This window comes from Streptomyces sp. NPDC042102 (genome assembly GCF_055582305.1).
The window spans coordinates 23,802-47,278 of record NZ_JBVJDL010000006.1 but is presented as its reverse complement, the minus strand read 5'-3'; the positions used below and the strand labels follow the sequence as shown (position 1 = coordinate 47,278).

Below are 23,477 nucleotides of genomic sequence, written 5' to 3'. Positions count from 1 at the left end.
CCCGCGTATCGCTCCATGCCGGCATTGTCGCCCGCGGGCCGGACCGCCCGGCGCCGGAGGGGTGGCCGTCAGGCGCCCGCCCACAGGCCGTCGGGGGTCAGGCCCAGCAGGTCGATCGCGTTGCGGCGGACGATGCGGTCCACCACGTCCGGCGCCAGGTGGCCCATCTGGGCCTCGCCCACCTCCCGGGACTTGGGCCAGGTCGAGTCCGAGTGCGGGTAGTCCGTCTCGTACAGGACGTTGCCGACGCCGATCGCGTCCAGGTTCTTCAGTCCGAAGGCGTCGTCGAAGAAGCAGCCGTAGACGTGCCCGGCGAACAGCTCCGACGGCGGCCGGGTGACCTTGTCGGCGACCCCGCCCCAGGCGCGGTTCTCCTCCCAGACGACGTCCGCGCGCTCCAGGATGTACGGGATCCAGCCGATCTGGCCCTCGGCGTACATGATCCGCAGGTTCGGGAACCGCTCGAACTTGCCGCTCATCAGCCAGTCGACCATCGAGAAGCAGCAGTTGGCGAAGGTGATCGTGGAGCCGACCGCCGGCGGGGCGTCCGCCGAGGTGGAGGGCATCCGCGAGGAGGACCCGATGTGCATGGCGATGACCGTGCCGGTCTCGTCGCACGCCCTCAGGAACGGGTCCCATGCGTCCGTGTGGATCGAGGGCAGCCCGAGGTGCGGCGGGATCTCGGAGAAGGCGACCGCGCGCACGCCCCGGGCGGCGTTGCGCCGGACCTCGGCGGCGGCCAGCTCCGCGTCCCACAGCGGGATGAGCGTGAGCGGGATGAGGCGGCCGTGGGCCTCGGGGCCGCACCACTCCTCCACCATCCAGTCGTTGTACGCCCGTACGCCCAGCAGCCCGAGTTCGCGGTCCTTGGCCTCGGTGAAGGTCTGGCCGCAGAAGCGCGGGAACGTGGGGAAGCACAGGGCGGACTGGACGTGGTTGACGTCCATGTCGGCCAGTCGCTCCGGAACCGAGAAGGAACCGGGGCGCATCTGCTCGTACGTGATGACTTCCAGGCGGATCTCGTCGCGGTCGTAGCCGACGGCGGTGTCGAGGCGGGTGAGGGGGCGGTGCAGGTCCTCGTAGACCCACCAGTCCCCGATCGGGCCGTCGGTGCCGGGGGCGCCCATGACGGGCGCGAACTTGCCTCCCATGAAGGTCATTTCCTTCAGGGGGGCCCGGACGATGCGGGGGCCGGAGTCCCGGTACCTGGACGGGAGCCGGTCCCGCCAGACATGGGGAGGCTCCACCGTGTGGTCGTCCACCGAGATGATCTTCGGGAAGGTCTCCATGCCCTCCACGGTAGCGCTGATCTGACGAACCGTCAGCTAGTTGGGGCGTGATCAACCAGCCACGCGCGGCCGCGGGCTGACGTCTCCGCGCAAGACAGGGCAGACTGACCACTACACCGACCGAAGGCAGGGGGGACGACAGATGGACGGCATACCGGCCATCCCGCACCAGCGGAACCACCCCGGGGCGGCACCATCCGGAGCATCCGGCTCCAAAGCCGGACGGACGGACGGCGCCGACCTCCCGGCCCCGGCCGGACCCCGCGCCGAGACCCCGGACACGGCGGCGCCCGGCGGCGCGCGGTTCGCCGTACTCGGGCCCATCCGCGCCTGGCGCGGCAGTGAGCCGCTCGCCTCCGGCAGCCCCCAGCAGCGCGCCCTGCTCGCCGCGCTGCTGCTGCGCGACGGCCGTACCGCCACCGCGCCCGAGCTGATCGACGCGATCTGGGGCGAGGACCCGCCCCAGCAGGCCCTCGCCACCATCCGCACGTACGCCTCCCGGCTGCGCAAGATCCTCGACCCGGGGCTGCTGGTCAGCGACGCCGGCGGGTACGCCATCCGCACCCGCCCCACCCACCTCGACCTCGGCATCGCCCGCACCCTGGCCGCCGACGCCGAGCAGGCCCGCGAGTCCGGCGACCGCGCCCTCGCCCGTACGCTGCTGGGCCGCGCCCTGGACCTGTGGGACGGCGAGCCGCTGGCCGGCGTCCCCGGACCGTACGCCGAGACCGAGCGCACCCGGCTCGCCGAATGGCGCCTGCAGCTGGTGGAGACCCGCCTCGACCTCGACCTGGAGATCGGCCACCATGCCGAGGCGGTCTCCGAGCTCACCGCGCTGACCGCCGCCCACCCGCTGCGCGAACGGCTGCGCGAGCTGCTCATGCTCGCCCTCTACCGCAGCGGCCGGCAGGCCGAGGCCCTCGCCGTGTACGCCGACACCCGCCGCCTGCTCGCCGACGAACTCGGCGTCGACCCGCGGCCCGAACTCGCCGCCCTCCAGCAGCGGATCCTGCGCGCGGACGCCGAGCTCGCGCTGTCCGAGGCGCCGGCCCCGGCCGCCGCCGCCATCCAGGTGCGCCCCGCCCAGCTCCCGGCGACCGTCCCGGACTTCACCGGCCGGGCGGGCTTCGTCACCGAGCTCGGCGAGGTGCTCGCGGGCGCCGAGGGCCAGGTGATGGCCGTCTCCGCGCTCGCCGGCATCGGCGGCGTCGGCAAGACCACGCTCGCCGTGCACGTCGCGCACGCCGCCCGCCCGCACTTCCCCGACGGCCAGCTGTACGTCGACCTCCAGGGCACCGAGGCCCGGCCCGCCGAGCCCGAGGCCGTCCTCGGCTCGTTCCTGCGCGCCCTGGGCACCCCCGACACGGCCATCCCCGACTCCCCCGCCGAGCGGGCCGCGCTCTACCGTTCCACCCTCGACGGGCGGCGCGTCCTGGTCCTCCTGGACAACGCCCGCGACGCCGCCCAGGTCCGCCCGCTGCTGCCCGGTACGGCAGGCTGCGCGGCCCTGGTCACCAGCCGGGTCCGCATGGCGGGCCTCGCCGGGGCCCATCTGGTCGATCTCGACGTGATGAGCCCCGAAGAGGCCCTTCAGCTGTTCACCCGGATCGTCGGCGAGGAACGGGTGGGCGCCGAACGGCAGGCCGCCCTCGACGTGGTCGGCGCCTGCGGCTTCCTGCCGCTGGCCATCCGTATCGCCGCGTCCCGCCTGGCCGCCCGGCGGACCTGGACCGTGTCCGTCCTGGCCGCCAAGCTCGCCGACGAGCGGCGCCGGCTGGACGAGCTCCAGGCCGGCGACCTCGCCGTCAAGGCCACCTTCGAGCTCGGCTACGGCCAGCTGGAGCCCGCCCAGCAGCGCGCCTTCCGCCTCCTCGGCCTCGCCGACGGCCCGGACATCTCGCTGGCCGCCGCGGCCGCCGTCCTCGACCTCGCGGAGCACGACACCGAGGACCTCCTGGAGGCGCTCGTCGACTGCTCGCTGCTGGAATCGGCGGCGCCCGGCCGCTACCGCTTCCACGACCTCGTACGGCTCTACGCGCGTGCCTGCGCCGAGCGCGACGAGCTGCCGCCGAGCGAGCGCGACCACGCGATGTCGCGGCTGCTGGACTTCTACCTGGCCACCGCGGCCCGGGTGTACTCGCTGGAGCGCCCCGGCGACCGGCTGCCCGCGCACCTGGCGGCCACCAGCTACCCCGGGCTGGTCTTCGCCGACCGGCACGCCGCGCTGGACTGGATCTACGCCGAGGCGGACCCGCTGCTGGCGTGCGTACGGCAGGCGTCGGCCCGCGCGGACGTGGCGGTCGGCGTCCTGCGGCGGGCCGTGGACCTGCTGTGGGCGGCGAAGGACCTGCTGGAGTCCGGCGCCAACTCCAAGCAGTACGAGTCCGCGGCCGTCGCGCTGCGGGACGCGGCCCAGGCGTCGGGCGACCCGCACGCCGAGGGCCGGGCGCGCACCACGCTGACCAACGTGCACCTGGTCGCGGGCCGGTTCGCGCAGGCCGACGACGAGGCCCGGCAGGCCACCGCGCTGGCGCGGGCGGCCGGGGACCCGCTGCCGCTGTGCTGGGCGCCCAACGACCGGGGCATCATCGCCCTCTACGAGAGCCGCTACACCGACGGCGAGCGCTACCTGATGGAGGCCATCGACAGCTTCCGCGCGGACGGCAACAACGTCGGCGAGGCCAGCGCGCTCTGCAACCTCTCCCGGATCCAGGCGCAGTTGGGCCGGCTGCCGTCCGCGATCGAGCTGGCGGAGCAGGGCATCGCCATCTACGACCGGATGGGGCTCTCGCTGCGGCTGGCCAACGGGCGGTACGCGCTGGGCACCGTACTGGCCCAGGCGGGCCGGCTGCGGGAGGCGCAGGAGCAGCTGACGGAGGCGCTGTCGCTGTTCCGCGACAACCGGCAGCCGCTGTGGGAGGGCATCACCCACTACCGGCTGGCGGAGTCGCAGCTGGCCGCCGGGCGGGCGGCGCTGGCGGCCTCGCACGCCGAACAGGCCATCGCCCTGCGGGTGATGGGCGGCGAGTGGCGGCGGGCGTGCGTGGTGATGGTGCTGGGGCGGGCGCTGCACCGGCTGGGGCAGACCGACCGGGCGCGGGCGTGCTGGCGGGACGCGGAGGCGGTCTTCGCGCAGCTGGGATCCCACGAACTCGCCGAGGCGCGGGGCTTGCTAGCATCCGAGATCGCCGCCTGAGCTGCGGCGTTCCGTGGACCTCGGCTGCTGAACGGGACGTTCATCGTTCGTTTATCGTCCCGCGCAACCATGGACCCATCGACCCGTTCGGCGGTCCGCGGGGGAATCGCCGAACGGGCCCGGCCACCTTCAGGAGTGACGATGACGACCGACAGCGCTGCCCAGATCCCGTCCGACGACGGTGACATCAAGCCGTTCGACAACCACGCCACGGGCGTCGACATCAGGTCGATGGACAACCACGCGACGGGCGAGCCGATGAACGGTCCGGACGCGTCGGGCACGGGCACGGCCCCGGCCAACCCGGCCAAGCCGACCGCCCCGGTGGCTCCGGTCGCCCCGGTCGCCCCGGTCGCTCCTGGCGATGAGATCAAGGCGATGGACAACCACGCCACGGGCCCGCGTCCGTAAGGACCCGAGGACCGGAGAACGTACGGGGGACCCGAGCCGTCCACGGGGGACGTGAAGGCGGCGCGGGACGCACGGGGGGACGTACGGGGGACCCGCGGGGGCACGGGGGACGTGACGACCACGCGGGACGTACGGGGGAAGCACGGGGGAAGCACGGGGGACCCGCGGGGCCACGGGGGACGTGAGACCACGCGGGACGTACGGGGGGAAGCACGGGGGAGCCCGGTTACGGGGGGATCCGGGGGAAGTACCACGGGGGAACGCCACGAGGGTCCGGGGGGACCCGAGGGGCAAGGGGGAAGACGGTCGCGGTGGCCCGGAGGGGGTGCCACCGCGGCCGTCCTTTTGTCATGTCCCGTCCCATTTCTTCGCCGCCCCTGCCCACGGGTCACTACGCTGGGCGTCGTGTTCACCTCCGAGGGACCCACCGTCCGCGAGCTGGCCGTCCAGGCCCTGTCGTCCGTCGAGCGCGGCTACGACCTGCTGGCGCCGAAGTTCGACCACACGCCGTTCCGCACCCCGGACCGGATGCTGGACGCGGTCGAGGAGGCCCTGGCCCAGTACCTCCCCGGCCCGGTGGGCGCCGGCCTGGACCTGTGCTGCGGCACGGGCGCCGCGATCCCCCTCCTGACCAGGCTCTGCCGGGACCGGGTGACGGGCGTCGACCTCAGCGCGGGCATGCTGGCGAGGGCGGAGGCCGCGCACCGCTCGCGGACTCCCCCGGTGGACTTCATCCAGGCGGACGCCCGCACCCTCCCGCCCGCCCTCTCCTCCTCCTACGACCTGACGGTGAGCTTCGGCGCGTTCGGCCACTTCCTCCCCGCCGAACGCCCGGCGCTCTTCGCGGCGGTCCACCGCGCCCTGCGCCCCGGCGGGATCTTCGCCTTCCCGATCGGCGCCCCGCTGCCGCTGACCTCGGCGGCCTGGTGGCTGACGGCGGGCTTCGACACGGCAATGCGCGTCCGCAACGCGGTGTGGCGCCCCCCGTTCGTCATGTACTACCGCACGTTCCCGCTCCCCGGCGTCCGCGCGGACCTGACGGCCGCGGGCTTCGAAGTCGAAACGCTCCCCCTCCCCACCTTCGGCCACCGCCACGACGGCACCCCCCACTGGCGCCTCCTCCTGGCCCACCGGCGGTAAGGGTCAGCCCTTCGCTTACGGAGCGAGCCCGTCCACCGCGTCGAGCGCCAGCGCCCAGGGGTAGGGCCGTTTCTCGCCGGGAGGGTTCGGTACGAAGCCGCCCTCGCCGTACAGGACACGTACCCCGGCACCGCGCAGCGTTTCCAGCGACAGCGGAAGCTGCGGGTGCTGGGCGTAGGCCGCGTTCACGCATGGCATCACCGTCAGCGGAATGGCCTTGCCGAGCGCCTCGGCCACGAACCCGACGACGAAGGTGTCGGTGATCCCCAGCGCCCACCGGTTGATCGTGTTCGTCGTCGCCGGGGCGACGAGAACGGCGTCCGCCGCCGGCCAGACGTCCGGCTGTCCCGGCCGCTTGTACCGTGACCGAACCGGGTGACCGGTCAGCGCGGCCAGTCCCGGCAGGCTCTCCTCCAGCCACTCGGCCGCCGTCGGCGTGAGCCCCAGGCAGACGTCCCAGCCGCGGGCCTGTGCGTCCTCGATCACGCGCGCCACGTCGAACACGGGCGGGGCGGCCGAGCAGAGCAGGTAGAGCGTCCTCGTCGTCATGGCATCCGAGCCTATGCAACGGCCCCTGATCCGTGTGAAGTCATGGGCGGTTGGGGCCCGGAACCGCCGCCCTCGGGTACCGTCCAGATCGAGGAGTCGGAGACGGAGGACAGCGTGCCGCGACCTGACGATGATCACACGGGTGCCCGGATCCGCGAACAGCGGCGCCTCGCCCACCTTTCGCAGCGGGCGCTGGCCGAGCAGACCGGGTATAGCCTCAGCCTGCTGAGCCAGGTCGAGTGCGGGGCCCGCCCCGCGAGTGCGGGCCTGGTGGCGGCGGCAGCGCGCGTGCTGCGGGTGGACACGTCCAAGCTGACGGGACCGACGTCCCTGAACGCCCTTCCCCCCGACCGGCTGAGTGCGCTGGTCGTCCCGATCCGGGAGGCCCTCGACGTCTACGACCTTGGTACAAATCCCGATCTCGTTGCGTGTCGCCCCGCACCTGCGCTGGTCTCGGCGGCCGACACGGTGTGCCGACAGGTGCGGGCCACGCACTTGCGGGCGGCCGCCGAGGCCCTTCCCGATCTGATCGTCGAACTGACGCAGATCGCTTCCACGGCCCCGACAACCGCAGTGTGGCAGGCCCTCGCTTCGGCGTACCGGACCGCGCACGACGTGGCGCTGAAGCTAGGGCATCCCGACCTGTCGCGCGTCGCACTGGACCGGATGGAGTGGGCGGCGCGCGGCGCCTCCGACCCGGGCCTTAGCGCGGTTCAGCGGTACAAGCGGGCCATCCTGCTGCGCAGCGCGACGAGCCTGCGACTGATCGAGTCCGGTCACAGCCTGCTGGCCGGCGACGCAACTCGGGAGGGACTCGCCGTGGCCGGGCAGCTTCACCTTGGCGCCGCTACCGTGGCCGCGCGTCGCAACGATAGTGCGGGCGTCGAAACGCACATCGCCGCAGCTCGCGAGCTGGCGGCCCGTGTCAACGGAGAAGCCGGAGACGTTCACTGGCTGTCGTTCGGCATGGTGAATGTGGCACTTCACGAGCTGGGTGCGGCCGTCACCCTACGCAGCTACGACGAGGCACTCGTCCAGGCCCGCGCGCTGAAGATGCCGGACTCGACGGTGACCTCCCGGCGGGCCCGGTACATGGTGGACAGGGCGCTGGTGGAGATGGAGGCCGGTAGTCCGGAGACGTCTCTGAAGTATCTGATACGAGCGCGGCGGGCGGCACCGGAGCAGACCCGCCACCTGCCGGGTACCCGAGCGACGATCCGTGGTCTCGTGCACATGTCGCGGCGAGCGCCGGACGGCCTGGCCAGCATGGCCCGTTGGATCGGTATGTAGCACTCACAAATCTGTGAGTGTTCCGGCCCTCGGAGGCCACCATGCTGAGTACTCCACCCGCTGACGACGGTAGGGAGCATCGGCATGCGGCCGACGGACGACGCGACGGACGAGATCACGAGGCTGATCGGCCGGACCCTGGTGTCCTACAACCTGAAACCCGACGACGACGTGATCGAAGCCCTCACCGAGGGCCTCGTCGCGCACGGGCAGCGGTACGTGGCCACCGCCCGCCGGGCGGAGGCCGCGACCCCCCGGGTGGCGCACGCCCTCGCCGACTGGGACGCGCTGACCACCCTCGGCCCCGGCCCCGAGCCGCTGGCGCGGTGGAACCACGCCCGTTCCCTCGCCCGCGTCCTGCGCACCCTCCACGAGGCCCGGGTGGGGGTGACGGCGTGACGATCCTCCTGCCCCGCGCCGTCACGCCCGGGCCCGCGTTCCTCGGCGAGGTGGCCGTGTCGTACGCCATCGGGACCGACGGCTGCGCGTACGCGATGCTGGGCCACCCCGAGGCACACGCCCGGCGCGCCACCAGCGTCGAGCGCCGCCTGCGCGGCATCGCCGCCGGACTCGGGCTGCACGAGGGCGAGGCGTACCCGCGTACCCGCCACCTCCTCCACCACGCCTGGGGGACGTGGGCCCTCGACTACGGCCACCCCGACACGCTGCTCAGGCTCCCCGAACCGCCGCGCGCCTGGGCCCTCCGCGCGCAGACGGACCGCGCCGCCCACATCGGCGTCTGCCTCGACCCGGCCCTCCCCCCGTCCCGGCCCGACCGCGTCCTGACCGGAACCGTGGGCTTCCGGGCGGACAGGAGCCCCGGCGGATGAGCGCCGTCGCGTACTGCCTCTACTGCGACCAGCCCGTGCCCGCCGTAGCGGCAACCCGGATCACGATCCACTCGGCCTCCGCCGCCCGCCCGGACGCCCACGCCCACCCGGACTGCCACCCCGGCGACCACCGCGCCTCCCCCCACCGCGCCGTCCGCCGCCGGCCAAGGGCTTGACGCTGCCTCGGGACTTCGTCACCTTCCCCGTCCGTCCGTCAGGGGTGGCAATGGGGTGGCGTCCGGCTGCCGACGCCCGCCACGTCACAAGCGGAGCGACTGGCCCACCAGTGCTTCAGCCGCCCGGTATCGTGCCGGGCGGCTGTCGCCGTGAACGAGAACGGGACGAGTAGTGACCGACACTCGCAGCACCGCATGGGACGACTACGCGCAGAGCAAGCCCCAGCGGCGAAGGACCAACGCCAAGGGCGAGACCACGTGGTTCAACTGGACCCAGTACCCGGACCACGGCCCGGGGGCCGACGTCCTCGACCTCAGACCGGGAAACCGTGCACTCGACCTGGGGTGCGGGTCCGGAGGGAACGCGGCTCACCTCGCGACGCTCGGCATGAATGCCGTAGGGGTCGATCTCTCCGCCCGGCAGCTCGACAAGGCGCGTGAGCGGTGGCCTGGCGTGAACGGCATGGCACTCCACCGGACCGATGCCCTCGCCTACCTCGGAAACACGATCACGGCTTTCGACGCGATCTACAGCGTGTTCGGTGCCGCATGGTTCACCGACCCCGGCCTGCTGCTGCCGGTCGTCCACGCGAACCTCAAGCCAGGCGGGGTGTTCGCCTTCTCTCAGCGACCCCCGGTCGAAGGGTGCTACGGCTGCCAGGCGTCGTACATTCCGCGCGGGCCCGACGAGGACCCCGCCGTCGTCAAGCGGTGGGACCACGAACCGGATGTGTGGGCGCTGATCCTCAAGGAACACGGCTACGTGGACGTGTCGGCCTCCGTGCTCGCCCCGCCCCCGGGAAGCCGGCGCACGGGCACCCTGCTCGTCCGGGGCGTCCGAGGAGGACAGGGGGCAGTGGTACCGGCCTGAACCGGCGATGCCCCGGCAGCCGCCCCCGCGCCGGTCAGCCGACCGGGCCCCGGGCACGCAGTTGCGTCTTCAGGACCTTGCCGCTCGCGTTGCGGGGGAGGTCCGGGACGAATTCGACCTCGCGCGGGACCTTGTAGTTGGCCATCTCGCGGCGCGACCAGGCGATCAGGTCGTCCGCCGTCAGGGTGGAGCCGGGGCGGCGGACCGCGTAGGCCTTGCCGACCTCGCCCAGGCGCGGGTCGGGGACGCCGACCACCGCGACGTCCGCGATGTCCGGGTGCAGGCCCAGCAGACGTTCGATCTCGGCCGGGTAGGCGTTGAAGCCGCCGACGATGAACATGTCCTTGATCCGGTCCGTGATCCGCAGGTTGCCCGCCTCGTCCAGGACGCCGATGTCGCCCGTACGCAGCCAGCCCTCCGGCGTGATCGCGCGCGCCGTCTCCTCCGGGTCCTCGTAGTAGCCGCGCATCACATGGTGGCCGCGGACCAGGATCTCGCCCGCCTCGCCGGGGGGCAGCACGCTGCCGTCCGGGGCCGTGACCTGGACCTCCGTGCCCGGGATGGCACGGCCCGAGGTGGCCGAGACGATCTCGGCCGGGTCGCCGCGGCGGCACATGGTGACGATGCCGCTGGCCTCCGACAGCCCGTACGCCGTCAGCACGGTCGTGATCCGCAGTTCCTCGCGCAGCCGCTCCACCAGCCGCAGCGGGACCACGGCCGCGCCGGTGACGACCAGCCGCAGCGCGGACAGGTCGTGCTGGTCGCGGGCCGGGTGGTCCAGGAGCGACTGGTGCAGGGTGGGCGGCCCGGGCAGGACCGAGATCCGCTCGGCGGCGATGTTGGCGAGGACCGTGTCGACGTTGAAGACCGGCTGCGGCACCATCGTCGCGCCGCGCATCAGGCAGGCGATGACGCCCGCCTTGTAGCCGAAGGTGTGGAAGAAGGGGTTCACGATCAGGTAGCGGTCGCCCTCGCGCAGCCCGGCGAGCTCGCTCCACACGTCGTAGCAGCGCAGCGTCTGCGCGTGCGTGATGACGGCCCCCTTGGGGCTGCCGGTGGTGCCCGAGGTGAAGATGATGTCCGAGGGCTGGTCGGGGCGTACGGCGTCGGCGCGCTCGCGCACGGCCGCCGCCGTGACGTGGTCGCCGCCCGCCAGGAAGTCCTTCCACGTACGGAAGGACTCCGGCGCGTCCTCGGCGAGGACCACGACCTCGCGCAGGTGCGGCAGGCCGGGCAGCGGGCCCGCCCCGGTGCCCTCGGCGGCCGCGCGGCGCAGCGAGGCGACGTACGAGGTGCCCAGGAAGGTACCGGTGACGAACAGCAGCCGCGCCCGGCTGCGGCCCAGCACGTACGCCGCCTCCGCGCCCTTGAAACGGGTGTTGAGCGGGACCAGCACGGCCCCGGCCGAGACCGCGCCGAGGGCGGAGACGATCCAGTCCAGCGTGTTGGGCGCCCAGACGGCGACCCGGTCGCCCGCCTCGACACCGGCCGCGATGCAGGCGGCGGCGGCCCGCTCGACGCGCCTCCCGAGCTGTGCGTACGTGATGCGGACGCGGCCGTCGACGACCGCCTCGCGGGTGGCGTACCGGTCGGCCGCTGCGCGGACCAGGCCGGGGACGCTGCCCCAGCGCAGGTCCCCCCGGACGTCCTCCTCCCCCGCGCCCGTCACCGCATCGCCGTCCACGCGACCGCCCTCGACCATCGCACGCCCCTCTCCGCGAGCCCGACACCACCACGAGCCGACCAGCCGACTAGCTGACTATCCGTCAGATTAGCTGTAGCCTTCGCGGCTGTCAGCACTGGTGCACGCACCTCGGAGGTGGCGATGGCGGCGACGCTCAAGGACGCTACAGCGATAGCGGGAATCGGCCAGACCCCCTTCGCAAGACAACTGCCCCAAAGCGAAAAGGAATTGGCCTGCCGGGCCATCCTCGATGCCCTCGCGGACGCCGGAATCGAGCCCTCCGAGGTCGACGCGTTCGCCTCGTACACCATGGAGGAGACCGACGAGGTCGAGGTCGCCAAGGCCATCGGGGCCGGTGACGTCACGTTCTTCTCCAAGGTCGGCTACGGCGGCGGCGGTTCCTGCGCCACCGTCGGCCACCTCGCCGCCGCCATCGCCACCGGTCAGGCCTCCGTCGGCGTCGCCTGGCGCTCGCGCAAGCGCGGCAGCGGGCCCCGGCCCTGGAAGAACACCGCCGTGCAGCTGCCCACCCCCGGCCAGTGGACCCGCCCCTTCGGCCTGCTCCGCCCCGCCGACGAGATCGGCATGCTCGCCCGCCGCTACATGCACGAGTACGGCGCCACCCGCGACCACCTCTTCAACGTGGCCCTGGCCTGCCGCAACCGCGCCAACCAGAACCCGGCCGCGATGATGTACGAGCGCCCGCTGACCCGCGAGATGTACATGACCGCCCGGTGGATCAGCGAGCCGCTCTGCCTGTTCGACAACTGCCTGGAGACCGACGGCGCGCTGGCCTGCGTGATCGTCAGCGCCGAGCGGGCCCGCGACTGCCGCCACAAGCCCGTCTACGTCCACTCCGTCGCCCAGGGCCTGCCCGCCCAGCACCACGGCATGGTCAACTACTGGAACGACGACCCGCTCTCCGGTCCCGCCTGGACGGCCGCCCGGCACCTGTGGAAGCAGGCCGACTTCGGCCCCGCCGACGTGGACGTGGCCCAGATCTACGACGCCTTCACCCCGCTGATCCCGCTCTCCCTGGAGGGCTACGGCTTCTGCGGGCGCGGCGAGGGCGCGGCCTTCACCGAGGGCGGCGCGCTGGAGATCGGCGGCCGGCTGCCGCTCAACACCGGGGGCGGCGGCCTCTCCGAGGCGTACGTGCACGGCTTCAACCTGATCAACGAGGGCGTCAAGCAGCTGCGCGGGATCTCCACCGCCCAGGTGCCGGACGCCGCGACCTGCCTGGTGACGGCGGGCGAGGGGGTCCCCACGTCCGCGATCCTGCTGCGAGCCTGAGGAGTCGACCCACATGTCCACAGCTGCCACCGACGACGGCCTCCTGCTCCCCGTCCCCGACGAGGACGGCGCCCCCTTCTGGGAGTACGCCGCCCGCGGCGAACTGCGCATCCAGGCCTGCGCGGATTGCGGCCGGCTGCGCTTCCCGCCGCGCCCCTGCTGCCCGCACTGCCACTCCTTCGCCTCCGCCTGGCGGCCGATGAGCGGCCGCGGCCGGATCTGGTCGTACGTCGTGCCCCACCCGCCGCTGCTGCCGGCGTACGCGGCCATGGCCCCGTACAACGCGATCCTCGTCGAGCTCGCCGACGCCCCCCACATCCGGCTGGCGGGCAACCTGGTGGCGGCCCCCGGCGCGCCCCTGGACTCGGTGGACCCGGCGCGCCTGCGGATCGGGGCGCGCGTGCAGGTGGCCTTCACCGCGGTGGGCGGGGTCACCGTGCCGCGCTGGCTGCTGGAGAAGGCATGACCGGCATGCCGGAAGGGGACGGCGTCCGGGTCGACCGCGACAAGGCGACCGGGGTGGCCGTGGTGACCCTGGACCGGGCGGCCAGGCACAACGCGATCACCCTGGAGATGGCGGCCGCCCTCACCGCCGCCTGGCGGGAGTTCCGCTTCGACGACGGCGTACGGGCGGTGGTGATCACGGGGGCGGGCGAGCGGGCGTTCTGCACCGGCATCGACCGCGCCGCGCAGGTGCCGCAGCCGGCCTCCCCCTACTCCGTCGACGATCCGCTGATCGCGATCGGGCCCAAGGCGAACGACCTGTGGAAGCCGGTGGTCGCCGCCGTGAACGGGATGGCGTGCGGGGGCGCGTTCTACCTGCTCGCCGAATCAGAGTTCCTGATCGCCTCCGAGACCGCCACTTTCTTCGACCCGCACACCACCTACGGCATGGTGAGCGCGTACGAGGCGATCCACATGGCGATGCGCATGCCCTTCGGCGAGGTCGCGCGGATGTCCCTGATGGGCACCGCCGAGCGGCTCTCCGCCCACCGCGCCCACCAGATCGGGCTGGTCTCGGAACTGGCGCCACCTGCGCAAACGCTCCCCGCGGCGGTGGCCTGCGCGGAGATCCTCGCGAGCCAGCCGACGGCCGCCGTCCAGGGCACCGTCCGCGCGCTGTGGGCGGCGAAGGAGGCCGCGCGCACGCAGGCGCTGGCGCACGCGCCCCACCTGATCTCCCTCGGCAACCTCGATCCGGGGCGGCAGGCGGAGCTCTTCGAGGGCCGGCGGCCCGGCGACGGCTGTCGCGTGCGCTGAGGCACCGCCCTAAGCTCGGCCCCGTCCGGCGGGCCCACGGCCCCCGGGCCCGTGCAGGGGGCAGGGAGCTGGGAGCAAGGAGCAGGGGGAGGCGGCGGATGGCGCGACCGGGGGGACAGACGCGAGCGGTGGCGGCCGGGGTGCTCCAGGAGCGCACCCGGCTGGCCGCCGAACTCCACGACACCGTGGCGCAGGGCCTGACCGGCCTGCACCTGCTGCTGGACGCGGCGGACCGGCAGTGGACGCAGGCGCCGGGGCAGGCCCGGCTGCTGGTCCGGCAGGCCGCGCTGGCGGCGCGCGAGCACCTCGCCGAGGCGCGCCGGCTCATCCACGACCTCGCGCCGCCCGCGCTGGAACACGGCACGCTGGCGGACGCGGTCCACGCCCTGTGCGTACGGGCGGAAGGCTCGCGGACCGCTGGCTTGCGGACGGAAAGCGTCCGGTTCCGTTTGGAGGGTGATCCGCGGCCGCTGGCGGCGGCGGTGGAGGCGGCGGCCCTGCACGCCGCCCAGGGCGCGCTGGCCAACGTCGCACGGCACGCGCACGCGCGGTCGGCCGTGGTCACGCTCACCTACCTGCCGTACGCGCTCGGCCTCGACGTGTGGGACGACGGCGTCGGCTTCGACCCGGCGGCCGTCCGCAGCCCGGACGAGCACGGCGGCCACGGACTGCGGCTGCTGCGCCGCCGGATCGCGGACCTCGGTGGCACGGCCACGGTGGAGAGCACACCCGGCGGCGGCACGGTGGTGTCGGTGACCCTGCCGACGCGGACCTCCCCGGCGGTGCCCCGGTGACCGGGGCCGTCCGCGTCCTGCTCGTCGACGACCACCCCGTCGTCCGCGCGGGCCTGCGCGCCCTGCTCGGCGGCTGCCCGGACTTCGACGTGTGCGGCGAGGCCCCCGACGGCGCCACCGCCGTGCGGCTGGCCCGCGAACTGGCCCCGGACCTGGTCCTGATGGACCTCCGCATGGGTACGGGCATGTGCGGGGTCGAGGCCACCCGCCACGTCGTACGGCTGCCCGCCCCGCCCCGGGTGGTGGTCCTGACCGGCTACGCGTCCGACGCGTACATCGTGCGGGCCGTGGAGGCGGGCGCGGCGGGGTACCTCCTGAAGGAGTCCCCGCCCGACCTGCTCCTGCAGTCGCTGCGTACGGTCGCGGCGGGCGAGTCGGCGCTCTCGCCGGCGGTGGCCTCGCGGCTGATGAACCGCTGCCGGGCGCCGCGGACGGCGCTCACGGCGCGCGAGATCGAGATCCTGGAGCTGATCGCGACGGGCCGCTCCAACCGGCAGATCGGCTCGGCGCTGTTCATCAGCGGGACGACGGTCAAGACCCATCTCGCGCACGTCTACGACAAACTCGGGGTGGAGAACCGTACGGCGGCCGTGCGCGCCGCCGTCGACCGCGGCCTGATCCAGCTGGACGCACCGCAAGCGGCGCTGCCGGCTCAGTTGGGGTAGACGATCGGCACGCTGGCGCCGTTGAACTGCCACAGCGGCGACATGACGCGCTTGCGCAGCTTCCAGCCGGCGACGGTCTTCACCGCCTCGTCGCGGTAGCGCAGGCCGCGCACGACGACGGTCTCGGGCGCGGTGGCGGTGGCCGGGTAGACCAGCTGGGCCGTGGCGAAGCTGTCGGCGGTCGCGGTCCGGCCGCTGACGCGGATGCTGACGTTGGCCTTGACGTGGGTGGACTGACCCCAGGCCTGGGCGCCGTCGAGGTTGGCGACGATGGCCTCGATCCCGCTCTTGACGATGCCGGCGGTGCCGTCGGGGTGGGCCATGACCGTCAGGGTGGCGTCCTCGGTCCACAGCGTGCGGAAGAAGGTCTTGTCCTTGGTGTCGACGGCGAAGAGGTAGCCGTCGATCAGGCGCTGGATGGCGACCTCGTCGTCCACCGGGCCGTTCACGCCCCAGCGCGCGGCGGTCAGCTCCTCCGGCGCGGCGGCGGCGGGCGTGGCCGCGGCCAGGGTGCCGATTCCGGCGGCGGCGCCGACGGTGCCCAGCACGGAGAGCATGCGGCGGCGTTCCGGGGCGAACTCGGTGGACGGCATGACGGGTTCCTCTCGACGCGGCGGGTGGCGCCCGGACCGGTGCGGGCCGCCCGGGCTCACCCCCGAGCCTCCCGCGCCACGGTCCCCGGCCGGATCGGCACGGCGTACGACCGCGGCCGCCCGCCCGGACGACGCGAAAATCACCCATACGTACGATGCCGTCCTCCGGACCGCACGCATGGCAAGCTGAGTTCGCACAAGCATTCAGCGAACAAATCTTCACACCGGGGGGAAGTGGGGGCATGGCGGTCACGCTGCCCGACTGGGCCGACACGCTGCTGGACCTGATCGGCGTGGCCTGGCCGAACGTCGATGAGGACGCCTACCGCGAGATGGCGGACGCGCTGCGGGAGTTCGCCGACGACCTGGCGGACGACGGGCAGCTGGCGAACAACCACTTCGAGCGGTTGCTGTCCTCGGGCGAGGGCGAGTCGATCAAGGCGCTCGACGAGCACTGGAACAAGGTCAAGGGCAAGCACCTCAAGGACATCATCAGCGCCGCGCGCACGATCGCGGGTGCGATGGACAAGGCCGCCGGAGCGGTCGAGGCGATGAAGCTCGCCGCGATCGTCCAGCTCGGCTACCTCGCCGCCGAGGCGGGCATCGCCATCGCCGCGATCCCGATCACCGGTGGCCTCTCGGCCCTCATCGGCGCCGGCGCGATGCGGGCCACGCAGGAGGTCGTCAAGCGGCTGATCAAGGAGTGCGTGGAGGAGGCGGTCGGCTACATCGTCGCGGCGATGACCGAGCCCGCCGTCGCCGCCCTGGAAGGCATGACCGCCGACCTCGTCGTGCAGCTCGGCTCGATGGCGCTGGGCCTCCAGGACGGCGTCGACCTCGACCAGACCAAGGAGGCCGGCAAGGACGGCTTCAAGGAGGGAGTCCAGTCCGGCAAGGAGTCCCTGAACCTCGCCTCGGCGGGCGGCGGTTCCGGCGGCGCCCGCGGCGGCACGGGCCTGGCCGACCTGTTCATCGACCACGACGAGCACGACCGTGCGCACGGCAAGCTGTCCGGGGTCAGCACGAACATCCACGGCAAGACCACGTCCAAGCTGACCAAGGCCAAGACCGCCCACGGCCGTACCCGGGGCCGTGACGGCATCGCCTCGGCCATCGACCCGGTCGCCGACAAGGCGATGGCCGCGCTGATGAAGGCCACGAAGCAGGTCGGCGACCACGTCGGCAAGACCCTGCCCAAGGCCGTCAAGCAGATCTCCACCGACCACAAGAACAACGACGACGCCCTCGCCGCCCGCCTGGCGAAGGCCAAGGCCAAGGCGGCCCAGGGCGGCAAGGGCGGCGGCGGCAACGGCGGCGGGGGCGGTGGGCAGCCCCCGGCCGGCGGCGCGGGCGCCAAACCCCCCACCAGCGGCAGTACGGGCGGCGGCAAGCCCCCCACCGGCGGGAGCGGCGGCGGAAACACGGGCAGCGGCCCCCAGGGTCGGCCGATCAGTCCGCAGCCGGGCTGGCACGGCCAGTCGGCCAAGGGGATGAAGTACCACCGTCGGGACGCCGTGGACGTCAAGCACCTCAACGACGGGGAGCAGCGCAAGCTGATGGAGGAGGAAGCCCGGAAGCTGGCCAACGACGCCAAGAACCAGCCCGTCAGCAACCCGTACCCGGAGGGCAAGAGCCGCCTCAAGACCGCGTGCTCGGGCAGCCTCCTGCACGACGGCATCCTCACCTCTCACACCAGCAACAGCAGCATCGGCGAGTCCAAGATGAACACCCACCCGGCTCTCGGAAGCATCCTGAAAACGGTGGAGAACGACATGAAGGCCGCCAACCTGAACACAGGAAACGGCCACGGGAAATGCGCGGAAGTAGCGCTGATATCCGACCGACTGCACCAGCTCGATCCGACCGGCACGAAAATCGTGACTGCTGAGGACGTCCAGAAAGCAATGAAGGGATCACAGGTGTATTCCGTCCAGGTGGGCGACCTGCGGCCCGGCGAAGGCCAGTTGTTTCATGGGGACTACAAGCCTCCATGCCGGTCCTGTGAGAGAATGCTGCCGCTCGCCGGCGTCATCGCGCATCGCTGAGAGGGAAACACGCTATGGCAAGAATGACACCGGAACAGGTCGAGGCCGCCCTGACCGAGGCAGGGTGGTCCCCCGGGCGCGATATCGGAGCGGAGCTGCCGAACCTGCTACAGGTAGTCACGGAGCGCTTCGCCGACGAGGGGCATCCCGTCGAGCCGTTCCAGGCAGCCCAGAATTTCGTACGGGAATTCGGCGGCTTGCGTCTGGTGATTCCCGGGACACCGCCGGATGCTGCTGGTTTCACACCGCACTGGATCTACGAGGAGAGCGGCGAAGACGTCGCGGAGCTCGCCACCAACTTGGGCAAGCACCTTTTCCCCGTGGGCTACGAAGAATTCGACGGGGCCATGATCCTCATCGACGAGACCGGCCGCTTCTTCCTCATGCACCACACCGGCTCATATTTCATCGGAATGAATGCGTACGAGGCCATCAGCTGCCTTTTGCGCGGCCCTCAGCAGGAAGCGAGCGAGTACTTTGTCTGACGGCACCACAGGCACGGCCGCCTCCCTCCTCGTCGGAGGAACCATCACGAGCCTGACGAACCTGAGCGGCGATGGCGAGCCCCGTCTCCACGCTGCCGTCCAGGAGTTCTTCGACGCGCTCCCGCCCGCCCAGCGCGAACCGTTCATGGGGTACTGCGCCGAGTCCGCTCTGGTCTCCGACCGTCTCTACGCCCTCGACGGCGAGCGCGCCGACGGGCGCACGACGTCACTCGAGGAGGCCCTGCCGTACTTCAGCGGCGCGGCCGTCGTCGCCCGCAAGATCCGCCCCCACGGCGACCCGGAGCACGGGACCGAGGCCGAGGTCTGCCGCTCCTGCGCGGCGCTCCTCGAACGGCTGGGCATCGACGTCATCCATGACCAGTGACGTTCTGACTCAGGTGGACCCGGCGGCGCACCGGGACGTGCTCGTCGCCGCCGGGTGGCGGCCCGGGCGGGACGCAGCCGACAACGCCATGTTCGCCATCCTCAAGACCGTGGCCGTCGGTATGTGGGAGCCCTTCCCCGCCGCCGAGCAGGCCCTGCGCGAATTCCACGGCCTGCGGATAGCGCCGAGCGCCGACGGCGGTCTGGAGGTCGCCGCGACCGGCTGCCTCGTGGACCCCCAGGAAGCCCGGTACGCCGGTCCGCCGCTGTACCAGCTGGGCCGCACCCTCGGCACCCGGCTCTTCCCCTTCGGCCGCACGGACGCCGACGCCCCCATGGCCGTCGACGAGGAGGGCCGCCTCTTCACGCTCGGCGTCGGCGGCGCCTGGCTGCTGGGTGCGAACGTCGCCGAGGGGCTGACCACGCTGGCCGAGGGCCGGATGCCCGTGCGGCTGCGGGCGCGCGAGCGGTACTGGCCGCTGGCCGCGCACCCGGGCGACCTCGCCGCCGCCGTCCGGGCCGTCCTGGTCGCCGTCTACCTGCTGCACCACACCGGCGTCTTCAGCGCCCGCTCGCTGCGGCTGCGCGCGACCACCCTGCGCGGGGTGGGCGTCCTGGCCCTGGACCAGGACTTCCCGCTGCCGCCCGGCCCGCTGGAGGCGGGCGCCGGGCCGCTGACCGACGCCATGGAGGCCGTGCTGACCGCACTCGGCCTGCGCCCGCAGGGCTGCGAGCTCGCGCTGTCCGTCCCCGCCCCGCCCGGCACGACCGGGGCACTGGCGACCCTGGAGTGCACGGTGAGCGTGGGCGGCCCCGCCGGCCGGCCCACCGTCACCCTGTCGGCCGGAATGGCCGCGTCCATCGGCCGGGCGGCCGAGCTGATCGGCGCCTACGAGCGGGACCTCGGCGCCTGGGCGGCCCGCTCGTGAGGCCACCCGCGCCCCGGGCGGAGGTCGAGGCCTGGCTGCGTAGGCACGACTGGCACCCGGGGCACGCCGACCGGGCCGAGGCCGAGCGCCTGATCGCGGTACGGGTGCGGGACTCCGTACGGCAGGGCTTCCCGCTGGAGCCGTGGGAGGCCGTCACGGACTTCGTCGGCCGGTACGCCGGCCTGCGCTTCCCGATGCCCCTGGCGCCCGAGCGGGTCTTCCTGCCGCATCCGGCCCTCGGGTACGAGGGCGACGCGGAGGACATCGCCGCGCTGGCGGCGGACCTGGACCGGCGGCTCTTCCCCGTGGGCTACGAGACCGTCGAGGCCGGTCTGGTGCTGCTGGACGACCGCGGCCGGTTCTTCTACCTGCACCACACCGGCCCGTACTTCCTGGGCGGCGACGAGGCGCAGGCCCTGTCGAGCCTGATGCGGGGCGACCAGGACGAGATCGACGCGTACTACGCGTAAGACGCGCAGGACCCCGGCGGGGTCGCCGGGGTCCTGCGCGGTCCTACGGAACGCGGTGCGTCACTCGCCGACGACGCCGGAGGCCGAGACCTCGATGTCGGCACGGGTGGCGCCGGACTGCGAGCCCAGGGCCTCGATCTTCTTGACGAGCTCCGAGCCCTCGACGACCTCGCCGAAGACGACGTGCTTGCCGTCGAGCCAGGGGGTGACGACGGTGGTGACGAAGAACTGCGAGCCGTTGGTGTTGCGGCCGGCGTTCGCCATCGACAGCAGGAACGGACGGTCGTGCTTCAGGTCGAAGTTCTCGTCGTCGAACTCGCCGCCCCAGATGCTCTTGCCGCCCGTACCGTTGCGGCGGGTGAAGTCGCCGCCCTGGAGCATGAAGGCGGGGATGACGCGGTGGAAGGGCGACCCGGCGTAGCCGTAGCCGTGCTCGCCGGTGGCGAGCTCGCGGAAGTTCTGGGCGGTCTTCGGGACGACGTCGTCGAAGAGCTTGAAGACGATACGGCCGGCGGCCTCGCCGCCGATGGTGATGTCGAAGTAGACGTTGTCGTTACTCATGCCGCCCATCCTGACACTTTTCTCGCCGCGCCCCTCCCACGACCCGGCAACCCTGGCCATCCCCGGCCCCGCCGGCGCCCGAGGCGCCGGGGGGCAGGGGGCGGGGCCCCGGGGTCAGGACGTCGTCCTCGTCCCCGTGCCCTTCGCCGCGTCCAGCGCGTACACGCAGCGGTCCTTGCTGCACGCGTACACCACGCCCGCCTCCGCCACCGGCGACCCGGTGATCTCGCCGCCCGTGGCCAGCTTCCACCGCAGCTGCCCGCCCGCCGCGTCCAGCGTGTACAGGCAGGAGTCGGCCGAGCCGAAGTGCACCCGGCCGTCGGCGACCGCCGGGGAGCCCGTGATCTCGCCGCCCGCCGCGAAGCGCCACTTCGGGGTGCCCGTGACCGCGTCCAGGGTGTACAGCGCGCTGCCCGCCCCCAGGTGGACGCTGCCGTTCGCGACGATCACCGGTTCGGCCGAAGGCCGCGGTTCCGTCGCGATCCGCCACCGGTCCGCGCCGGTCGACGCGTCCAGCGCGTACACCGTGCCCAGGTAGTCGGCCAGGTACACGCCGCCGCCGGTCACCGCCGGCCCCGGCGCGAAGGTCGGCGGGGCCATGAACACCGCCGGCGCCTCGAAGTGCCACCGCACCCGGCCCGACGCCCGCTCGATCGACAGCACCCGGGTGCCCGCGGCCACGTACACGTTGCCGTCGGCGGCCGGCGTCACCCGTACCGGCACGTTGCCGCAGGACGCCGCGTCGCCCACCGGGTACGACCACGCCTCGCGCCCGCTGCGCGCGTCCAGCGCCCGCAGCCGGGCGTCCTGCCAGACGTACACGGTGCCGTCCGCCAGGACCGGCGCCGCCTCGGCCGTCTCGAAGTCCGTCTGGGCCCCGGACAGCTCCCACAGCTTCTGCCCGCCGGCCGCCTCCCAGGCCTGTACGCCGCCGCCGCGCGTGGCGGTGACCACCGTGCCCCGGTCGGCGCGCAGCGCGTACACCCACGCGTCCGTGGCCAGCCGCCACCGCTCGGAGCCGTCGGAGGCGTCCAGGGCGTACAGCGACGGGCCGTCCGAGGCGTGGATACGGCCGTCGGCGACGGCCATCGACCAGGCGACGTCCCGCGTCTTGAACTGGCGGCGGCCGCTGCCCACGTCCAGGGCGTGCACCTCGAAGGAGGTGACGTACAGCAGGTCGCCGGCGACGGTCGGGGTGCCCCAGACCTCGTTGGACATCCGGAACCGCCACGGCCGCCAGCGGCCGCTGTCCGGCGAGGGGCCGGGCCGCGGCACGGTGGCCACCGCCGGCGCCGCCGGGGCCGCGACCCCGCCGGGCGGGCGCACCCAGCCGGTGGCCGCCTCCGCGGCCGGCGCCACCGCGGCCGCGGGCGCGACCCGCGGGCCCGGCCCGATCGGCACCGGTGAGCCGCCCAGGCGCACCGGCTCACCGGACGGGGCGGGCGGGTGGTGCGGGCGGGGCGGGGCCTGCTGGCCGGTGCGCGGGTCGACCCACGGGTCGGCGCCGCGCGGCGGGTTCGAGGGCCGCGGCGGCTGCCGGTGCGTACGGGCCTCGGCCGCCCCGGCCGCGGCCCGCGGAGCCGGGCCGCCGCCCGCCCCCGGGCCACCGCCCGCGCCCGCACCCGGCGTGCCGATCGCGCTCGTCCGCTGGCCCGCCCGCCGCGCCTCGATCATCGCGACCGCGCGCGCCGGCAGCCACGCGGACGCCGTCCCGCTGTCGTCCCCGGCCGCGAAGAGGTGCGGGGCCAGCTGCGCCTGGAGGTCGGCCGGGGTCGGCCGGGCCGCGGCGTCCATCTGCATGCACGACTCGATCAGGGGCCGCAGCTCCTCCGGCAGGCCCTCCAGGTTCGGGCCCTCGCGCAGCAGCATGAAGACCGTCTCCACCGGGTTGGCCCCGTGGTACGGCGGGTGGCCGGTCGCCGCGAAGACCAGCGTCGAGCCGAGCGAGAAGACGTCGCTGGCGCCCTTGACGCTGCGCGAGTCCTTCGCCTGCTCGGGCGACATGTACGCGGGCGTGCCGACGGCCACGTTCGTCATGGTCAGCCGGGTGTTGGAGACACCGCTGGCGATACCGAAGTCGATCACGCGCGGGCCGTCCTCGACCACGAGCACGTTGGACGGCTTCAGGTCCCGGTGCACCAGTCCCGCGCCGTGGATCGACTGCAGCGCCTCCGCGATACCGGCGGCGAGCCAGCGCACGGCCTGCGCGGGCATCGGCCCGCACTCGTTGACGATCTCCTCCAGGGAGGGCGCCGGCACGTACGCGGTGGCCAGCCACGGCACGGCGGCCCGCGGGTCGGCGTCCACCACCGCGGCGGTGTAGAAGCCGGAGACGGCGCGCGCCGCCTCCACCTCGCGGGTGAAGCGCACGCGGAACAGCTGGTCCTCGGCGAGCTCGGTCCGTACCGTCTTGATCGCGACCCGCCGGCCGGACGCCGACCGTGCGAGATAGACCAGCCCCATGCCGCCGGCCCCGAGCCGTCCCAGCACCTCGAAGGGGCCGATCCGTCTCGGGTCGTGCTGCGTCAGCTGCTCCACCACTCGCCTCACACCTCCCCGTAC

23 protein-coding genes and 1 pseudogene are annotated in these 23,477 nt (G+C 73.4%); 18 read left to right on the top strand and 6 right to left on the bottom strand.

All coding sequences use genetic code 11. The features are described from left to right. Window positions 1-68 precede the first annotated feature (68 nt). Window positions 69-1,289 carry an amidohydrolase family protein gene (locus ACZ6KO_RS24450; RefSeq protein ID WP_401453245.1) on the bottom strand — a complete coding sequence of 407 codons (1,221 nt, stop codon included), beginning with the start codon at window positions 1,287-1,289 and terminating at the stop codon, window positions 69-71. Window positions 1,290-1,431: 142 nt separating this feature from the next. Here ACZ6KO_RS24450 and afsR point away from each other — a divergent pair, with 142 nt between their 5' ends. From afsR to ACZ6KO_RS24435, 3 genes are all read left to right on the top strand, one after another. Further along, window positions 1,432-4,485 carry an SARP-family global regulator AfsR gene (gene afsR, locus ACZ6KO_RS24445; RefSeq protein ID WP_469306130.1) on the top strand — a complete coding sequence of 1,018 codons (3,054 nt, stop codon included), beginning with the start codon at window positions 1,432-1,434 and terminating at the stop codon, window positions 4,483-4,485. 141 nt (window positions 4,486-4,626) lie between these two features. Beyond that, a complete protein-coding gene (locus tag ACZ6KO_RS24440; RefSeq protein ID WP_469306129.1) occupies window positions 4,627-4,896 on the top strand; it encodes a hypothetical protein in 270 nt (89 codons plus the stop codon). Between the two features lie 405 nt (window positions 4,897-5,301). Then, window positions 5,302-6,036 (top strand): class I SAM-dependent methyltransferase, encoded by a 735-nt coding sequence (locus tag ACZ6KO_RS24435; RefSeq protein WP_469306128.1) that lies wholly within the window; start codon window positions 5,302-5,304, stop codon window positions 6,034-6,036. A gap of 15 nt (window positions 6,037-6,051) precedes the next feature. Here ACZ6KO_RS24435 and ACZ6KO_RS24430 read toward each other — a convergent pair whose 3' ends face one another. Further along, entirely contained in the window at window positions 6,052-6,585 is a 534-nt protein-coding gene (locus ACZ6KO_RS24430) for a flavoprotein (RefSeq protein WP_401453252.1), read from the bottom strand. Window positions 6,586-6,699: 114 nt separating this feature from the next. On the opposite strand from ACZ6KO_RS24430, the gene ACZ6KO_RS24425 reads away from it, so the two are divergent. The 5 genes from ACZ6KO_RS24425 (at window position 6,700) to ACZ6KO_RS24405 (ending at window position 9,752) form a co-directional block, all read left to right on the top strand. Further along, complete coding sequence (locus ACZ6KO_RS24425; protein WP_469306127.1) at window positions 6,700-7,875, top strand: helix-turn-helix domain-containing protein; 1,176 nt, start codon at window positions 6,700-6,702, stop codon at window positions 7,873-7,875. Window positions 7,876-7,959: 84 nt separating this feature from the next. Then, window positions 7,960-8,274, top strand: a complete 315-nt coding sequence (locus tag ACZ6KO_RS24420) for a DUF6415 family natural product biosynthesis protein (RefSeq protein ID WP_469306126.1) — start codon at window positions 7,960-7,962, stop codon at window positions 8,272-8,274. Next, window positions 8,271-8,705, top strand: coding sequence for a hypothetical protein (locus ACZ6KO_RS24415; protein WP_469306125.1), 435 nt, complete (start codon window positions 8,271-8,273; stop codon window positions 8,703-8,705). The genes ACZ6KO_RS24420 and ACZ6KO_RS24415 overlap by 4 nt, the downstream gene beginning before the upstream one ends. Next, the gene (locus tag ACZ6KO_RS24410; protein ID WP_469306124.1) at window positions 8,702-8,881 is read left to right on the top strand and encodes a hypothetical protein; all 180 of its coding nucleotides are present in this window, start codon (window positions 8,702-8,704) and stop codon (window positions 8,879-8,881) included. Before ACZ6KO_RS24415 ends, ACZ6KO_RS24410 begins: the two co-directional genes overlap by 4 nt. Before the next feature lie 172 nt (window positions 8,882-9,053). Beyond that, window positions 9,054-9,752, top strand: a complete 699-nt coding sequence (locus tag ACZ6KO_RS24405) for a class I SAM-dependent methyltransferase (protein ID WP_469306123.1) — start codon at window positions 9,054-9,056, stop codon at window positions 9,750-9,752. Window positions 9,753-9,786: 34 nt separating this feature from the next. Here the strand turns inward: ACZ6KO_RS24405 and ACZ6KO_RS24400 are convergent, their stop codons facing one another. Continuing rightward, window positions 9,787-11,454 carry a FadD3 family acyl-CoA ligase gene (locus ACZ6KO_RS24400; protein WP_469306122.1) on the bottom strand — a complete coding sequence of 556 codons (1,668 nt, stop codon included), beginning with the start codon at window positions 11,452-11,454 and terminating at the stop codon, window positions 9,787-9,789. A gap of 123 nt (window positions 11,455-11,577) precedes the next feature. On the opposite strand from ACZ6KO_RS24400, the gene ACZ6KO_RS24395 reads away from it, so the two are divergent. The 5 genes from ACZ6KO_RS24395 (at window position 11,578) to ACZ6KO_RS24375 (ending at window position 15,448) form a co-directional block, all read left to right on the top strand. After that, on the top strand, window positions 11,578-12,729 hold the full coding sequence (locus ACZ6KO_RS24395; protein WP_469306121.1) for a lipid-transfer protein: 1,152 nt from the start codon (window positions 11,578-11,580) through the stop codon (window positions 12,727-12,729). A 13-nt stretch (window positions 12,730-12,742) separates the two neighbouring features. Next, window positions 12,743-13,195, top strand: a complete 453-nt coding sequence (locus ACZ6KO_RS24390; protein ID WP_469306120.1) for a Zn-ribbon domain-containing OB-fold protein — start codon at window positions 12,743-12,745, stop codon at window positions 13,193-13,195. Beyond that, the gene (locus ACZ6KO_RS24385) at window positions 13,192-13,989 is read left to right on the top strand and encodes an enoyl-CoA hydratase/isomerase family protein (protein ID WP_469306119.1); all 798 of its coding nucleotides are present in this window, start codon (window positions 13,192-13,194) and stop codon (window positions 13,987-13,989) included. Before ACZ6KO_RS24390 ends, ACZ6KO_RS24385 begins: the two co-directional genes overlap by 4 nt. A 98-nt stretch (window positions 13,990-14,087) precedes the next feature. Then, window positions 14,088-14,783 carry a sensor histidine kinase gene (locus ACZ6KO_RS24380; RefSeq protein WP_469306118.1) on the top strand — a complete coding sequence of 232 codons (696 nt, stop codon included), beginning with the start codon at window positions 14,088-14,090 and terminating at the stop codon, window positions 14,781-14,783. Continuing rightward, window positions 14,780-15,448 carry a response regulator gene (locus ACZ6KO_RS24375; RefSeq protein WP_469306117.1) on the top strand — a complete coding sequence of 223 codons (669 nt, stop codon included), beginning with the start codon at window positions 14,780-14,782 and terminating at the stop codon, window positions 15,446-15,448. Before ACZ6KO_RS24380 ends, ACZ6KO_RS24375 begins: the two co-directional genes overlap by 4 nt. Here the strand turns inward: ACZ6KO_RS24375 and ACZ6KO_RS24370 are convergent. Then, entirely contained in the window at window positions 15,436-16,041 is a 606-nt protein-coding gene (locus tag ACZ6KO_RS24370; RefSeq protein WP_469306116.1) for a nuclear transport factor 2 family protein, read from the bottom strand. The two genes, ACZ6KO_RS24375 and ACZ6KO_RS24370, sit on opposite strands and share 13 nt — an antisense overlap. A gap of 242 nt (window positions 16,042-16,283) precedes the next feature. On the opposite strand from ACZ6KO_RS24370, the pseudogene ACZ6KO_RS24365 reads away from it, so the two are divergent. The 5 genes and pseudogenes from ACZ6KO_RS24365 to ACZ6KO_RS24345 all read left to right on the top strand — a co-directional run. After that, window positions 16,284-18,047: pseudogene (locus ACZ6KO_RS24365) on the top strand (YwqJ-related putative deaminase); the annotation flags it as partial. A gap of 53 nt (window positions 18,048-18,100) precedes the next feature. Then, window positions 18,101-18,571 carry an SUKH-3 domain-containing protein gene (locus tag ACZ6KO_RS24360; protein WP_469306115.1) on the top strand — a complete coding sequence of 157 codons (471 nt, stop codon included), beginning with the start codon at window positions 18,101-18,103 and terminating at the stop codon, window positions 18,569-18,571. Further along, entirely contained in the window at window positions 18,564-18,956 is a 393-nt protein-coding gene (locus ACZ6KO_RS24355) for a YwqJ-related putative deaminase (protein WP_469306114.1), read from the top strand. The genes ACZ6KO_RS24360 and ACZ6KO_RS24355 overlap by 8 nt, the downstream gene beginning before the upstream one ends. Continuing rightward, window positions 18,946-19,884 (top strand): SUKH-3 domain-containing protein, encoded by a 939-nt coding sequence (locus tag ACZ6KO_RS24350; protein WP_469306113.1) that lies wholly within the window; start codon window positions 18,946-18,948, stop codon window positions 19,882-19,884. Before ACZ6KO_RS24355 ends, ACZ6KO_RS24350 begins: the two co-directional genes overlap by 11 nt. After that, complete coding sequence (locus ACZ6KO_RS24345) at window positions 19,881-20,354, top strand: SUKH-3 domain-containing protein (protein ID WP_469306112.1); 474 nt, start codon at window positions 19,881-19,883, stop codon at window positions 20,352-20,354. The genes ACZ6KO_RS24350 and ACZ6KO_RS24345 overlap by 4 nt, the downstream gene beginning before the upstream one ends. Before the next feature lie 60 nt (window positions 20,355-20,414). Here ACZ6KO_RS24345 and ACZ6KO_RS24340 read toward each other — a convergent pair whose 3' ends face one another. Both ACZ6KO_RS24340 and afsK read right to left on the bottom strand, forming a co-directional pair. Next, window positions 20,415-20,915, bottom strand: coding sequence for a peptidylprolyl isomerase (locus ACZ6KO_RS24340; RefSeq protein ID WP_469306111.1), 501 nt, complete (start codon window positions 20,913-20,915; stop codon window positions 20,415-20,417). A 114-nt stretch (window positions 20,916-21,029) separates the two neighbouring features. Beyond that, on the bottom strand, window positions 21,030-23,456 hold the full coding sequence (afsK, locus tag ACZ6KO_RS24335; RefSeq protein WP_469306110.1) for a protein serine/threonine kinase AfsK: 2,427 nt from the start codon (window positions 23,454-23,456) through the stop codon (window positions 21,030-21,032). Between the last annotated feature and the right edge of the window lie 21 nt (window positions 23,457-23,477).

Bases quoted from the DNA above. Each gene is read 5' to 3' on its own strand.
- ACZ6KO_RS24400 (WP_469306122.1), bottom strand. From the start codon at position 11,454: ATGGTCGAGGGCGGTCGCGTGGACGGCGATGCGGTGACGGGCGCGGGG.
- ACZ6KO_RS24430 (WP_401453252.1), bottom strand. From the start codon at position 6,585: ATGACGACGAGGACGCTCTACCTGCTCTGCTCGGCCGCCCCGCCCGTG.
- ACZ6KO_RS24380 (WP_469306118.1), top strand. From the start codon at position 14,088: ATGGCGCGACCGGGGGGACAGACGCGAGCGGTGGCGGCCGGGGTGCTC.
- ACZ6KO_RS24360 (WP_469306115.1), top strand. From the start codon at position 18,101: ATGGCAAGAATGACACCGGAACAGGTCGAGGCCGCCCTGACCGAGGCA.
- ACZ6KO_RS24440 (WP_469306129.1), top strand. From the start codon at position 4,627: ATGACGACCGACAGCGCTGCCCAGATCCCGTCCGACGACGGTGACATC.
- ACZ6KO_RS24390 (WP_469306120.1), top strand. From the start codon at position 12,743: ATGTCCACAGCTGCCACCGACGACGGCCTCCTGCTCCCCGTCCCCGAC.
- ACZ6KO_RS24410 (WP_469306124.1), top strand. From the start codon at position 8,702: ATGAGCGCCGTCGCGTACTGCCTCTACTGCGACCAGCCCGTGCCCGCC.
- ACZ6KO_RS24385 (WP_469306119.1), top strand. From the start codon at position 13,192: ATGACCGGCATGCCGGAAGGGGACGGCGTCCGGGTCGACCGCGACAAG.
- ACZ6KO_RS24370 (WP_469306116.1), bottom strand. From the start codon at position 16,041: ATGCCGTCCACCGAGTTCGCCCCGGAACGCCGCCGCATGCTCTCCGTG.
- ACZ6KO_RS24350 (WP_469306113.1), top strand. From the start codon at position 18,946: ATGACCAGTGACGTTCTGACTCAGGTGGACCCGGCGGCGCACCGGGAC.
- ACZ6KO_RS24450 (WP_401453245.1), bottom strand. From the start codon at position 1,289: ATGGAGACCTTCCCGAAGATCATCTCGGTGGACGACCACACGGTGGAG.
- afsR (WP_469306130.1), top strand. From the start codon at position 1,432: ATGGACGGCATACCGGCCATCCCGCACCAGCGGAACCACCCCGGGGCG.
- ACZ6KO_RS24420 (WP_469306126.1), top strand. From the start codon at position 7,960: ATGCGGCCGACGGACGACGCGACGGACGAGATCACGAGGCTGATCGGC.
- ACZ6KO_RS24340 (WP_469306111.1), bottom strand. From the start codon at position 20,915: ATGAGTAACGACAACGTCTACTTCGACATCACCATCGGCGGCGAGGCC.
- ACZ6KO_RS24395 (WP_469306121.1), top strand. From the start codon at position 11,578: ATGGCGGCGACGCTCAAGGACGCTACAGCGATAGCGGGAATCGGCCAG.